Source organism: Serratia sp. CY47280 (genome assembly GCF_052168655.1).
GTDB lineage: Bacteria > Pseudomonadota > Gammaproteobacteria > Enterobacterales > Enterobacteriaceae > Serratia > Serratia bockelmannii.
In genome coordinates, this window is record NZ_JBJNMG010000003.1 from 436,537 (window position 1) to 448,611 (window position 12,075).

Here is a 12,075-nt window from a genome sequence, read left to right on the forward strand (position 1 = left end):
GCCACTGTTACTTGTCGAGCTGTTCGGACATGGTGTTGCCCGGCGTTGGGGTGCGCGGCTCATCTACCGGCGTCGGGGCTTTCGGAGTGCCACCGTTGTCGGAGCTGTTGCCTTTGTTCGCATCGTCCCAGCCCGCCGGCGGACGCACGTCTTTGCGGTTCATCAGATCGTCGATCTGCGGCGCATCGATAGTTTCATACTTCATCAGCGCATCCTTCATCGAATGCAGGATGTCCATATTTTCCATCAACAGCGAACGAGCACGCGTGTAGTTACGTTCGATCAGCGACTTCACTTCCTGGTCGATGATACGCGCGGTTTCATCCGACATGTGCTTCGCCTTGGCCACGGAACGGCCCAGGAACACTTCACCCTCTTCTTCCGCATACAGCAGCGGCCCCAGCTTCTCGGAGAAGCCCCATTGGGTCACCATGTTGCGGGCAATGGAGGTCGCCACTTTAATGTCGTTCGACGCACCGGTAGAGACTTTTTCCGGCCCGTAGATGATCTCTTCCGCCAGACGACCGCCGTACAGGGTGGAGATTTGGCTCTCCAGCTTCTGACGGCTGGCGCTGATCGCATCCCCTTCCGGCAGGAAGAAGGTCACACCGAGCGCCCGACCACGAGGAATGATGGTGACCTTGTGTACCGGATCGTGTTCAGGAACCAGGCGGCCAATGATGGCGTGGCCCGCTTCGTGATACGCGGTCGACTCTTTCTGCGCTTCGGTCATCACCATGGAGCGACGTTCCGCACCCATCATGATCTTGTCTTTGGCTTTTTCAAACTCCACCATCGACACCACGCGCTTGTTGCCGCGGGCGGCGAACAGCGCCGCTTCGTTGACCAGGTTGGCCAGGTCGGCACCGGAGAAGCCCGGCGTACCGCGCGCAATGACGGAGGCGTCGATGTCGGCAGCCAACGGCACGCGGCGCATGTGCACCTTCAGGATCTGCTCACGGCCACGCACATCCGGCAGCCCGACCACGACCTGACGGTCGAAACGGCCCGGGCGCAGCAGCGCAGGGTCAAGCACGTCTGGACGGTTGGTCGCCGCGATGACGATGATGCCCTCGTTGCCTTCGAAACCGTCCATCTCAACCAGCATCTGGTTCAGGGTCTGCTCACGCTCATCGTGACCGCCACCCAGGCCGGCGCCACGCTGGCGACCGACGGCGTCGATTTCATCGATGAAGATGATGCACGGCGCAGCTTTCTTCGCTTGTTCGAACATGTCGCGCACGCGGGATGCACCCACGCCGACGAACATTTCGACGAAGTCGGAACCGGAAATGGTGAAGAACGGTACCTTCGCTTCGCCGGCGATCGCTTTCGCCAACAGCGTTTTACCGGTCCCCGGCGGGCCAACCATCAGCACGCCTTTCGGGATCTTGCCGCCCAGCTTCTGGAAACGGCTCGGTTCGCGCAGGTATTCCACCAGTTCGCTCACCTCTTCTTTCGCTTCGTCACAACCGGCGACATCGGCGAAAGTGGTCTTGATCTGGTCTTCCGTCAGCATGCGGGCCTTGCTCTTGCCGAAGGACATCGCGCCCTTGCCGCCGCCGCCCTGCATTTGCCGCATAAAGAAGATCCAGACCCCGATCAGCAACAGCATCGGGAACCAAGAGATAAAGATAGAAGCCAGCAGGCTCGGCTCTTCAGGCGGCTCGCCGACAACTTTCACATTCTTCGTTAACAACGTATCCAGCAACTTAGGATCGTTGACAGGGATGTAGGTCGTGTATTTGTTACTGTCTTTCTTGGTAACGTTAATTTCACGTCCGTTGATTCGCGCTTCGCGAACCTGGTCCTGGGTCAGTTCGGACATGAAGGTAGAGTAATCCACCCTACGGCCATTCGACTCGCTGGGCCCAAAGCTCTGGAATACAGACATCAACACTACCGCGATGACTAACCAGAGAATTAGGTTTTTCGCCATGTCACTCAAGGGATTAACCTCATCTTACAACTGTGTTAACAAACAGCGTTAGGGTACTACAGTTTGCGCCCTGTCGCTACAATGTACACTTCGCGCGAACGGGCGCGGGAAGCGTCTGGCTTACGAATCTTAACCTTCGTAAACAGGGAGCGAATTTCCCGTAGGTACTCGTCAAAGCCATCTCCCTGGAACACCTTCACCAGGAAACTTCCGCCTGGTGCGAGGACATCACGACACATATCCAGCGCCAACTCCACCAGATACATCGACCTTGGAATATCGACCGCCGGGGTGCCACTCATATTCGGGGCCATATCGGACATGACCACCTGAACCTTACTCTCGCCTACTCGTTCCAACAGCGCCTTCAGCACCAGTTCATCACGAAAATCGCCCTGAAGGAAATCGACGCCAACGATAGGATCCATTGGCAAAATATCACAGGCGATGATGCGCCCGGTACCGCCGATTTGGGTGACCACATACTGCGACCAGCCGCCCGGTGCGGCGCCCAGATCAACCACGGTCATTCCCGGTTTGAACAGTTTGTCGCTCTGCTGTATTTCATCAAGTTTAAACCAGGCACGGGAACGCAGTCCCTTTTTCTGCGCCTGCTGCACATATTTATCGCTAAAGTGTTCTTGTAACCAGCGACTGGAGCTAGCCGAACGCTTTTTATTAGCCATCTCGTTTTCCAACTATCATAAAAAGAGTCTTATGTCAGGGTCGCTGCTCACGTAGACTCACACCGGTGAAGACCGATTTGGTGATATACATGAGATGGCGGTAGAATGTACCGTTTTCAATCCCAACTTAAGCAAAAAAGACAATGAATCTGAATAATAAACAAAAACAGCACCTGAAAGGCCTGGCGCATCCGTTAAAACCGGTGGTAATGCTGGGCAATAACGGTCTTACCGAAGGGGTGCTGGCTGAAATTGAACAGGCTCTGGAGCATCATGAGCTGATCAAGGTAAAAATCGCCGCTGAAGATCGCGAAACCAAAACCCTGATCGCCGACGCTATCGTGCGTGAAACGGGCGCCTGCAATGTGCAAGTTATCGGCAGTACGCTTATTCTTTACCGCCCGTCGAAAGAGCGCAAGATCAGTCTACCGCGTTAATAACCATCAGGTTAACGAAAAGGTGCCATGCGCCTGACGAAGATAAAAGGCCGCTTGCGGCCTTTTTCCTATCTTTACAAAACGTTGGCGCATTAATGACCAACGGCCTCGATCAGAGATACTCGACCTTCAGGATCTCGTATTCCACGTCGCCGCCGGGGGTTTTGATCACCACCACGTCGTCTTGCTCTTTGCCGATCAGGCCGCGCGCCATCGGCGAGTTTACCGAAATCAGATTTTTCTTGAAATCGGCCTCATCGTCGCCAACGATGCGGTAAGTCACTTCTTCTTCACTGTCCAGATTCATCACCGATACGGTGGCACCGAAGATCACCCGGCCGGTGTTCGGCATCTTGGTGATATCGATCACCTGAGCATTGGACAGCTTGGCTTCGATTTCCTGAATGCGGCCTTCGCAGAAACCCTGCTGTTCACGGGCGGCATGGTACTCGGCATTCTCTTTCAAATCGCCGTGCTCACGGGCGTCAGCGATATCCGCAATGATTTTCGGGCGGCGCACGCTTTTCAGATATTCGAGCTCTTCGCGCAGTTTTTCAGCGCCAAACAAGGTCATCGGAATTTGGTTCATCGTATAAATACCTCTAAATCTTTCCTGTTCAAATAACCGTCATCCTGACGTATTCGTATGAAAACACGGTTGGCATACCGCCACCCGCCTCCAGGCGACAAACAAAAGAAACCTGACTCGGAACGAGGCCCAAGCCAAGATTGGTTTTGCATTTTGATACGCATTTTAGCCTAGAGTTCCTTGAGGGTCATCGTTTACTTTTTCCCTGATTGCACCGTAGTATGACGGCACGTTATCCAGCTGTTATCCCGAGATTATGCGTTTTTCACGAATTGTCAGTGCATTGGCTTGCGCATTTGTTCTGAATGCGAATGCGGCCCCGGTTGAAGAGTACACACAATATCTGCCTGATGGGGCCAACCTTGCCCTGGTCGTTCAGAAAATCGGTGCCGGCGCGCCGACGATCGATTATCACTCTCAGCAGATGGCGCTGCCGGCCAGTACCCAAAAAGTGCTGACCGCGCTGGCGGCCTTGCTGCAACTCGGGCCCGATTACCGTTTCACCACCACGCTGGAGAGCCAGGGCGATATCCGCGATGGCGTGCTGCGCGGCAACCTGATCGCCCGCTTCAGCGGCGATCCGACCTTCAAGCGCCAGAGCCTGCGCAATATGGTGGCCGTCCTGAAGAAACAGGGCGTGCGCCAAATCAGCGGCGACGTGCTGGTCGATACCTCGGTCTTCGCCAGCCATGACAAGGCGCCCGGCTGGCCGTGGAACGATCTGACACAGTGCTTCAGCGCGCCGCCGGCCGCCGCCATCGTCGATCGCAACTGTTTCTCGGTCTCGCTGTACAGCGCGCCGAATCCGGGCGACATGGCGTTTATCCGCGTCGCCTCCTATTATCCAGTCAATATGTTTAGCCAGGTGCGCACCCTGGCGCGCGGCTCAGCAGACGCGCAGTACTGCGAGCTGGACGTGGTGCCGGGCGAACTGAACCGCTTTACCCTGACCGGCTGCCTGACGCAACGCAGCGAACCGCTGCCGCTGGCCTTCGCCATCCAGGACGGCGCCAGCTATGCGGGCGCAATCCTGAAAGACGAACTGACCCAGGCCGGTATCCAGATCGACGGGCACTTGAAACGCCAGACGCGTCCCGGCATCACCGGCACGGTGATCGCGCAAACTCAGTCGGCGCCGCTGCACGATCTGTTGAAGATCATGCTGAAGAAATCGGACAACATGATCGCCGATACCGTCTTCCGCACCATCGGCCACGAGCGCTTCGGCGTACCGGGCACCTGGCGAGCGGGCTCCGATGCAGTGCGGCAGGTGCTGCGCCAGAAGGCCGGCATCGATCTGGGCAATACCATTATCGCCGACGGTTCCGGCCTGTCGCGCCACAACCTGCTGGCGCCGGCGACTATGATGCAGGCGCTGCAGTACATCGCTCAGCACGACAACGAGCTGAACTTCATCTCGATGCTGCCGCTGTCCGGCTATGATGGCACCCTGCGCTACCGCGGCGGCCTGCACGAAGCCGGCGTCGACGGCAAGGTGTCGGCCAAGACCGGTGCACTGCAGGGCGTCTACAACCTGGCGGGCTTCATCACGACCGCCAGCGGCCAGCGCATGGCCTTCGTGCAGTATCTCTCCGGCTACGCCGTGCCGCCAGAAGATCAGAAACAGCGCCGCGCGCCGCTGGTGCGCTTCGAAAGCCGCCTGTATCGGGACATTTACCAAAACAACTGAGGATCGTCATGAAGCTGCTGGTCGTTGAGGATGATGAACTGTTGCAACAGGGGCTGGCACTGGCGCTGACCGGCGAAGGTTACGTCTGCGACTGCGCCACCACGGCGGCAGAGGCCAACAGCCTGCTCATCACAAGCCAATACAGCATGGTGATCCTGGATCTCGGTCTGCCGGACATGGACGGCGCCACACTGCTGCGGCAATGGCGCCGCCAGCAGATCGATCTGCCGGTGCTGATCCTGACCGCCCGCGATGCCCTAGAGGATCGCGTCGACGGGCTGGATGCCGGCGCCGATGACTACCTGGTCAAACCCTTCGCGCTGGTTGAGCTGCAGGCGCGCGTGCGGGCCCTTCTGCGGCGCTACCAGGGCCACAGCGACAATCTGATGCAGGTGGATGACCTGCAGTTGAACCTCTCCAGCCAGCAGGTCTACCTGCAGCAACAGCCGGTGGAGGTTACGCCGAAAGAGTTTGCCATTCTGGCGCGTCTTATCATGCGTGCCGGGCAGACGGTCAATCGTGAACTCCTGCAGCAGGATCTCTACACCTGGCAGGACGACCTGGGTTCCAACACGCTGGAAGTGCACATCCACAACCTGCGCCGCAAACTAGGCAAGGATCGCATCCGCACCGTGCGCGGCATCGGCTATCGCCTGGAACCCTCGTCATGATCAGCATGCGCCGCCGCCTGCTGCTGATGCTGGCGCTGATCCTGCTGGTCACGCAACTCATCAGCGCCTTCTGGCTGTGGCACGAAAGCCAGGAGCAGATCAGTTTCCTGGTGGATGAAACCCTGTCCGCCAAAGTGCGTACCGAGCGCGTCGATACCGAGATCGCCGAGGCCATCGCGTCGCTGCTGGCGCCTTCGCTGATCATGATGGTCGTCACGCTGCTGGCGTCGTTTTGGGCCATCAGCTGGATCATCCGCCCGCTAAACCAATTGCAGCAGCGGCTGGAAAAGCGCTCTGCCGATAACCTGACGCCGCTGCCAATCACCAGCGACAGCCAGGAAATGGTAGCGGTCACCAATGCACTCAATCAGTTGTTCTCACGGCTGGATAACACCATTCAACAGGAACGCCTGTTCACTGCCGACGCCGCCCACGAGCTGCGCACGCCGCTGGCCGGCATCCGCCTGCACCTAGAACTGATGGAAAAGCAGGGCGTCAAGGGCAGCCAGGCGCTGATCGCCCGCATCGATCAACTGATGCACACCGTCGAGCAGCTGCTGATGCTGTCGCGCGCCGGGCAAGACTTCGCCAGCGGCCATTATCAGCATTTCGATTGGGTGGCCGATGTGATCCAACCGCTGCGCGAAGAACTCGACGAAATGACCGCCCAACGCGGGCAGACGCTGGATTGGCAATTGCCGGCCGTCGCCGCGGTGAACGGCGATCCGGTGCTGCTGCGGTTGCTGCTGCGCAACCTGGTCGAAAATGCCCACCGTTACGGCCCGGAAGGCGGCGCGATACAGGTGCGATTAACGCCGCAAGACAGCGGCTATCTGCTGCAGGTCATCGACGATGGCCCGGGTATCAAGGAAGAGATGGTTGGGGAGCTGACGCAGGCGTTTCGCCGCATGGATCAACGCTACGGCGGCAGCGGACTGGGCCTGAATATCGTGATCCGCATCGCGCAACTGCACCAGGGGCGATTGACGCTGGAAAACCGCCGCGATGCGCACGGCCTGAACGCCCAGTGCTGGTTGCCGGAAAAGGCGCTCAAATAACAAGGGCCCAGCGTTGCTGAGCCCTTTATCACCGAATTACTTCTGGTAAATGATTTCGACGCCTTCGTCGTCGTCTTCGTCCCAGTCGTCATCCCAGTCATCTTCCGCTTCGGCTTCCACCTCCGCGATTTGCTCGCGGTGGTAGTCATCCCACATGAATTCGACTTTTTCCGGCGCGCTTTCTTCGATCGCCATCGCTTTCGGCTGAGTGTTGATGAAGTTCATCACGTCCCAGCACAGCGCGTTGACGCCTTCGCGGTTGGCGGCGGAGATCATGTAGTACTTCCCTTCCCAACCCATGCCTTCCACAATCGCTTTGGCGCGTTCGGCAGCTTCTTCCTCACCAATCACATCAATTTTGTTGAACACCAGCCAGCGTGGCTTCTGCGCCAGATTTTCGCTGTATTGGTTCAACTCGTTGATGATCACTTTGGCGTTTTCCACCGGATCGGTTTCGTCGATCGGCGCGATGTCCACCAGGTGCAACAGCACGCGGCAACGCTCCAGGTGTTTCAGGAAGCGAATCCCCAGGCCCGCCCCTTCGGAGGCCCCCTCGATCAACCCCGGAATGTCGGCAACCACAAAGCTCTGCTCGTGGTCCATACGCACCACGCCCAGGCTCGGTACCAGCGTGGTGAACGGATAATCGGCCACCTTAGGTTTGGCAGCAGACACCGCGCGGATGAAGGTCGATTTACCGGCGTTCGGCAGCCCCAGCATGCCCACATCGGCCAGCAGCAACAGCTCCAGCAACAGGTCACGCGCTTCGCCCGCGGTACCCAGCGTCTTCTGACGCGGCGCGCGGTTGACCGAAGATTTGAAACGGGTGTTGCCCAGACCGTGCCAGCCGCCTTTGGCGACCATCAGCTTCTGCTCGTGACGCGTCATGTCGCCGAGGATCTCGCCGGTGCCCTGATCCTTCACGCGCGTGCCGACCGGCACCTTGATGATGACGTCTTTACCGCGTTTGCCGGTACAGTCGCGGCTCTGGCCATTCTGGCCGCGCTCGGCGCGGAAAGACTTCTCAAAGCGGTAGTCGATCAGGGTGTTGAGGTTCTCATCCGCCAGCAGGTAAACGTCGCCGCCGTCACCGCCGTCACCGCCGTCAGGCCCACCGTTCGGGATATATTTTTCGCGGCGGAAGCTGACGCACCCGTTGCCGCCGTCGCCTGCAACGACCAGAATCGCTGCTTCATCTACAAACTTCATTTACCGTCTCCGTAAATCATTCACCGGGCTGCTTCAAAGGAGCAACCAGGGGGGGTTCTGCCCGTCGCGGCCACCACCGGTGACCAATTGCGGAAAACATGGCGCCCGCCACAACCACAAACGCACCCACATAGCCGACGATGTTCAGCGTCGGCGCAGCGAATGCCTGGGGCCAGGCCAGCGCCAATAAATCTGAAAACAGCAGGGTAAACAGCGGGGTCAGCGTCACCAACGCGCTCACCTGCGCCGCCTGCCAGCGTGCCATCGCCTCTGCCAACGCGCCGTAACCGATCAGCGTGTTGGCGCCACAAAATAGCAGACACGCCAATTGCCAGCCGCTCAGCTGGAAAATCACCTCGGGTTTGGCCAGAGGGAACAACGCTATCGCACATAAAGTGTACAACATAACCAGGATCTGCGGCGAAGCCAGTCGGCGCAGCAACACCTTCTGCGCCACGCCGTAGCTCACCCAAACCATCGCCGCGCACACGCCCAGCATAACGCCCAGCGTGTAGTCCGTCAGCCGGGTGAAGATCTCTATCAAACTGACGTTGAAAAACAGCATCAGTCCGCAAATCAGCATCAGGGCGCCAATAACCTGGGTGATGCGCATACGTTCTTTTAAAATCAGCACGCTGGCGAACATCATGCCCACCGGCGACAGCTGGCCAATCACCTGCGACGCCGTCGGGCTCAGGTATTGCAACGAGGAGCTGAAGAACACAAAGTTGCCCAGCAGCCCCGCCGTCGCGATCGCCAACAGCAGCAGCCAACGCGGCTGGCGGAACATCGTCAGCCGCGGCAGCTTGCCGCGTACCGCGAGGATCACGCCCAAACCGATGGCGGCCATGGTAAAGCGATACCAGACAACGGTAAACGGCTCCATCACGACCAACACTTCTTTCATCGCGATCGGCAACGCGCCCCAGCAAACCGCCGTGGTTAACGCCAGAGAAATGCCAACGCCGACCTGCTGCTTCGTATCCATATCACCTTCGCCAACGCTGACGGGCCTGCCCTCAGGCAACCCATAAATGTAAAAAGCCCCGCAACGAATTGCGGGGCTTACATCTATTTCGTAAGGCTCGAAAAATTATTCAGCTTCGATGCTGATGAATTTACGATTGCTCGGGCCTTTAACTTCGAATTTGACTTTACCGTCTTTCAAAGCAAACAGAGTGTGGTCTTTGCCGCAACCCACGTTGGTACCAGCGTGGAATTTGGTGCCGCGCTGACGAACGATGATGCTGCCTGCCAGTACTGCTTCGCCGCCAAAGCGTTTTACGCCCAGACGTTTAGCTTCTGAATCGCGACCGTTACGAGTCGAGCCGCCAGCCTTTTTGTGTGCCATTAATCCGCTCTCCTAACTTAAGCGCTGATGCCGGTGATTTTAACGTCAGTGAACCACTGACGGTGGCCCTGCTGCTTACGGTGGTGTTTACGACGACGAAACTTAACAATTTTAATTTTCTCGCCACGACCGTGAGCAACAACTTCAGCTTTGATCTTGCCGCCATCGACGAAAGGAACGCCGATTTTGATATCTTCGCCATTAGCGATCATCAGAATCTGGTCAAACTCAACCGCTTCACCAGTTGCGATGTCCAGCTTTTCCAAGCGAACGGTCTGACCTTCGCTTACTCGGTGTTGTTTACCACCACTTTGGAAAACCGCGTACATATAAAACTCCGCTTTCCGCGTGCCCGACTGTGTTAGTTCAGAGCGCGCTATAAATATTCACAATAGGGCGCGAATTCTACGCAAAAAAGCAGCGTATGACAAGAGCAGAATAAGACCAGAACAAGAAAAAAGAAGAAAAAAAGCGCAGTTTCTTTCGTGGCGTTTATCTGAACCGTTTTTCAAGTACAATCATAGGGACAGTTACCGCCATGTACCGATGTGAGCAGCGATCTCAACGCGGTGAAGAGAAACACAGCTGAAAAAAACACAATGAACCTAGAGCAAATTACCGAGTTAACCGCGCAAGATATGGCGGCCGTGAACGCAACAATTCTCGAACAGCTGAATTCCGATGTCACGCTCATCAATCAGCTTGGCTATTACATTATCAGCGGTGGCGGTAAGCGCATCCGGCCGATGATCGCCGTCCTGGCGGCGCGGGCGTTGGGCTATGAAGGCAACAAGCACGTCACCGTCGCCGCCCTGATCGAATTCATTCATACCGCCACGCTGCTGCATGACGACGTCGTCGACGAATCGGACATGCGCCGCGGCAAAGCCACCGCCAACGCGGCGTTCGGCAACGCCGCCAGCGTGCTGGTCGGCGACTTTATCTATACCCGCGCCTTCCAGATGATGACCAGCCTAGAATCCCTGCGCGTGCTGGCGCTGATGTCGGAGGCGGTCAACGTCATCGCCGAAGGCGAAGTGCTGCAGTTGATGAATGTGCACGATCCCGACATCAGCGAAGAAAGCTATATGCGGGTGATCTACAGCAAAACCGCCCGTCTGTTTGAGGCGGCGGCGCAATCGTCGGCGATCCTGTCCGGCGCCAGCGCCGAACAAGAGAAGGCGCTGCAAGATTATGGCCGCTACCTCGGCACCGCTTTCCAGCTGATCGACGATCTGCTCGACTACAGCGCCGACGGCAGCACCCTGGGCAAAAACACCGGCGACGATCTGAACGAAGGGAAGCCGACCCTGCCGCTGCTGCACGCGATGCACAACGGCGACGACGCCCAGCGTGACATGATCCGTGGCGCAATTGAGCAAGGCAACGGCCGTCATTTGTTGGAGCCGGTACTGCAGGCGATGCAGCAATGCGGTTCGCTGGAATACACCCGCCAACGCGCCGAGGAAGAGGCCGACAAGGCGATCGCCGCGCTGCAGGTGTTGCCGGCATCGGAGCACCGCACGGCGCTGGAAGGCCTGGCCCATTTAGCGGTGCAACGCGATTTTTAAGAAATCGTGATTTCGCAATACACTCATCAGGCCCGCGTACGCGGGCCTGCTTAGGTATTGCTCTCTTCGTCGATACGCGCCAGCAGGCCGCCAATCCCTTCCCGCATCAGGAAAGCCACCATTTTCTCGCGCTCGCTCTCCGTCAAATGGTAGTAATACTCGATCCAGACCGCCAACGGATCCTGGCGTTCTACGTCATAGGCCGCCCCGTCTTCCTTCAGCACCAGCAGGTTACGCACACCTGAAGGCAGGCTATCGATATGGTATTCCAACGCTTTTCCCTGCACGCCTTTACGCCTGCGGCTGATCCAGCCTTCGCGCCGGGCCATCAAATTGATTCCCTGTGGTGAGGAGGGTAATCCTGCGATGCCTGTCAGTTCCTTGGCGGCAAACCACTCGTTTTTCATGGCCATCATCTCTGGGCAATAGTGGGCAACGTCATTTTTGGAAATTACCTGGGTATTTTTTAGGAAATTTAATGGTATTCTGGTTTCCGAATAAACGTTTCACGTTGTTCAAACGCTTAACTTTGACTCGTTAGTTATACCACTAACGCAACTTTGGCTAATCAGAAAAGGAATGTAAACATGAATTCAAGGAACCCAGATTGGCACCCGGCAGATATCATCGCGGCGCTACGCAAGCAGGGCACCACGCTGGCGGCGGTATCGCGCAAGGCCGGATTGAGCTCATCGACGCTGGCCAATGCGCTGTCGCGCCCGTGGCCGAAGGGGGAATGGCTGATCGCCGAAGCGATAGGCATTCACCCATCGGAGATCTGGCCAAGCCGTTATTACGATCCGCACAGCGATTGCCTGCTGGATCGCAAAGCACGCATCAAGTCGTGAACGCGGAACAAAAAAAAACCGCCGGA

The 12,075-nt window shown here is 57.5% G+C and carries 14 protein-coding genes; 6 read left to right on the forward strand and 8 right to left on the reverse strand.

Annotation, left to right across the window (positions count from 1 at the left end; all coding sequences use genetic code 11):
• Nucleotides 1-7: 7 nt before the first annotated feature.
• Together ftsH and rlmE are read right to left on the reverse strand one after the other, a co-directional pair.
• Complete coding sequence (ftsH, locus tag ACJ8J4_RS16340) at nt 8-1,939, reverse strand: ATP-dependent zinc metalloprotease FtsH (RefSeq protein WP_004933529.1); 1,932 nt, start codon at nt 1,937-1,939, stop codon at nt 8-10.
• A gap of 56 nt (nt 1,940-1,995) precedes the next feature.
• Entirely contained in the window at nt 1,996-2,625 is a 630-nt protein-coding gene (gene rlmE, locus ACJ8J4_RS16345) for a 23S rRNA (uridine(2552)-2'-O)-methyltransferase RlmE (RefSeq protein ID WP_004933533.1), read from the reverse strand.
• Between the two features lie 143 nt (nt 2,626-2,768).
• Here rlmE and yhbY point away from each other — a divergent pair, with 143 nt between their 5' ends.
• Nucleotides 2,769-3,062 carry a ribosome assembly RNA-binding protein YhbY gene (yhbY, locus tag ACJ8J4_RS16350; RefSeq protein WP_004933536.1) on the forward strand — a complete coding sequence of 98 codons (294 nt, stop codon included), beginning with the start codon at nt 2,769-2,771 and terminating at the stop codon, nt 3,060-3,062.
• Between the two features lie 112 nt (nt 3,063-3,174).
• On the opposite strand, the gene greA is transcribed toward yhbY, so the two are convergent.
• Nucleotides 3,175-3,651 carry a transcription elongation factor GreA gene (greA, locus tag ACJ8J4_RS16355; RefSeq protein ID WP_025305051.1) on the reverse strand — a complete coding sequence of 159 codons (477 nt, stop codon included), beginning with the start codon at nt 3,649-3,651 and terminating at the stop codon, nt 3,175-3,177.
• 256 nt (nt 3,652-3,907) lie between these two features.
• Between greA and dacB the strand changes: the two genes are divergently transcribed.
• The 3 genes from dacB to pmrB are packed head-to-tail and all read left to right on the forward strand — an operon-like array spanning nt 3,908 to nt 7,070.
• Nucleotides 3,908-5,341, forward strand: a complete 1,434-nt coding sequence (dacB, locus tag ACJ8J4_RS16360; protein WP_025305050.1) for a serine-type D-Ala-D-Ala carboxypeptidase — start codon at nt 3,908-3,910, stop codon at nt 5,339-5,341.
• Nucleotides 5,342-5,349: 8 nt separating this feature from the next.
• Complete coding sequence (gene pmrA, locus ACJ8J4_RS16365) at nt 5,350-6,012, forward strand: two-component system response regulator PmrA (RefSeq protein WP_025305049.1); 663 nt, start codon at nt 5,350-5,352, stop codon at nt 6,010-6,012.
• Nucleotides 6,009-7,070: a two-component system sensor histidine kinase PmrB gene (pmrB, locus tag ACJ8J4_RS16370; RefSeq protein ID WP_049208594.1), complete on the forward strand. Its 1,062-nt coding sequence runs from the start codon at nt 6,009-6,011 to the stop codon at nt 7,068-7,070. The genes pmrA and pmrB overlap by 4 nt, the downstream gene beginning before the upstream one ends.
• Nucleotides 7,071-7,106: 36 nt before the next feature.
• On the opposite strand, the gene cgtA is transcribed toward pmrB, so the two are convergent.
• The 4 genes from cgtA to rplU all read right to left on the reverse strand — a co-directional run bounded on the left by cgtA (nt 7,107) and on the right by rplU (nt 9,959).
• Nucleotides 7,107-8,279: an Obg family GTPase CgtA gene (cgtA, locus tag ACJ8J4_RS16375; RefSeq protein WP_025305047.1), complete on the reverse strand. Its 1,173-nt coding sequence runs from the start codon at nt 8,277-8,279 to the stop codon at nt 7,107-7,109.
• Between the two features lie 16 nt (nt 8,280-8,295).
• Nucleotides 8,296-9,267 (reverse strand): DMT family transporter, encoded by a 972-nt coding sequence (locus tag ACJ8J4_RS16380; protein WP_043139276.1) that lies wholly within the window; start codon nt 9,265-9,267, stop codon nt 8,296-8,298.
• Between the two features lie 105 nt (nt 9,268-9,372).
• Nucleotides 9,373-9,630: a 50S ribosomal protein L27 gene (gene rpmA / locus ACJ8J4_RS16385; RefSeq protein WP_004933559.1), complete on the reverse strand. Its 258-nt coding sequence runs from the start codon at nt 9,628-9,630 to the stop codon at nt 9,373-9,375.
• A 17-nt stretch (nt 9,631-9,647) separates the two neighbouring features.
• Nucleotides 9,648-9,959, reverse strand: a complete 312-nt coding sequence (rplU, locus tag ACJ8J4_RS16390; protein WP_004933561.1) for a 50S ribosomal protein L21 — start codon at nt 9,957-9,959, stop codon at nt 9,648-9,650.
• A 270-nt stretch (nt 9,960-10,229) separates the two neighbouring features.
• Here rplU and ispB point away from each other — a divergent pair, with 270 nt between their 5' ends.
• Nucleotides 10,230-11,201, forward strand: a complete 972-nt coding sequence (gene ispB / locus ACJ8J4_RS16395; protein ID WP_025305045.1) for an octaprenyl diphosphate synthase — start codon at nt 10,230-10,232, stop codon at nt 11,199-11,201.
• A 50-nt stretch (nt 11,202-11,251) separates the two neighbouring features.
• On the opposite strand, the gene ACJ8J4_RS16400 is transcribed toward ispB, so the two are convergent.
• Nucleotides 11,252-11,608, reverse strand: a complete 357-nt coding sequence (locus ACJ8J4_RS16400; protein WP_025305044.1) for a DNA-binding protein — start codon at nt 11,606-11,608, stop codon at nt 11,252-11,254.
• A 180-nt stretch (nt 11,609-11,788) separates the two neighbouring features.
• Between ACJ8J4_RS16400 and ACJ8J4_RS16405 the strand changes: the two genes are divergently transcribed.
• The gene (locus tag ACJ8J4_RS16405; protein WP_004933567.1) at nt 11,789-12,049 is read left to right on the forward strand and encodes a helix-turn-helix domain-containing protein; all 261 of its coding nucleotides are present in this window, start codon (nt 11,789-11,791) and stop codon (nt 12,047-12,049) included.
• Nucleotides 12,050-12,075 lie beyond the last annotated feature (26 nt).

Coding starts and splice junctions, on each gene's coding strand:
- ACJ8J4_RS16405 (WP_004933567.1), top strand. CDS start 11,789: ATGAATTCAAGGAACCCAGATTGGCACCCGGCAGATATCATCGCGGCG.
- dacB (WP_025305050.1), top strand. CDS start 3,908: ATGCGTTTTTCACGAATTGTCAGTGCATTGGCTTGCGCATTTGTTCTG.
- ACJ8J4_RS16400 (WP_025305044.1), bottom strand. CDS start 11,608: ATGAAAAACGAGTGGTTTGCCGCCAAGGAACTGACAGGCATCGCAGGA.
- rplU (WP_004933561.1), bottom strand. CDS start 9,959: ATGTACGCGGTTTTCCAAAGTGGTGGTAAACAACACCGAGTAAGCGAA.
- pmrB (WP_049208594.1), top strand. CDS start 6,009: ATGATCAGCATGCGCCGCCGCCTGCTGCTGATGCTGGCGCTGATCCTG.
- cgtA (WP_025305047.1), bottom strand. CDS start 8,279: ATGAAGTTTGTAGATGAAGCAGCGATTCTGGTCGTTGCAGGCGACGGC.
- ftsH (WP_004933529.1), bottom strand. CDS start 1,939: ATGGCGAAAAACCTAATTCTCTGGTTAGTCATCGCGGTAGTGTTGATG.
- yhbY (WP_004933536.1), top strand. CDS start 2,769: ATGAATCTGAATAATAAACAAAAACAGCACCTGAAAGGCCTGGCGCAT.
- rlmE (WP_004933533.1), bottom strand. CDS start 2,625: ATGGCTAATAAAAAGCGTTCGGCTAGCTCCAGTCGCTGGTTACAAGAA.
- pmrA (WP_025305049.1), top strand. CDS start 5,350: ATGAAGCTGCTGGTCGTTGAGGATGATGAACTGTTGCAACAGGGGCTG.
- ACJ8J4_RS16380 (WP_043139276.1), bottom strand. CDS start 9,267: ATGGATACGAAGCAGCAGGTCGGCGTTGGCATTTCTCTGGCGTTAACC.
- ispB (WP_025305045.1), top strand. CDS start 10,230: ATGAACCTAGAGCAAATTACCGAGTTAACCGCGCAAGATATGGCGGCC.
- greA (WP_025305051.1), bottom strand. CDS start 3,651: ATGAACCAAATTCCGATGACCTTGTTTGGCGCTGAAAAACTGCGCGAA.
- rpmA (WP_004933559.1), bottom strand. CDS start 9,630: ATGGCACACAAAAAGGCTGGCGGCTCGACTCGTAACGGTCGCGATTCA.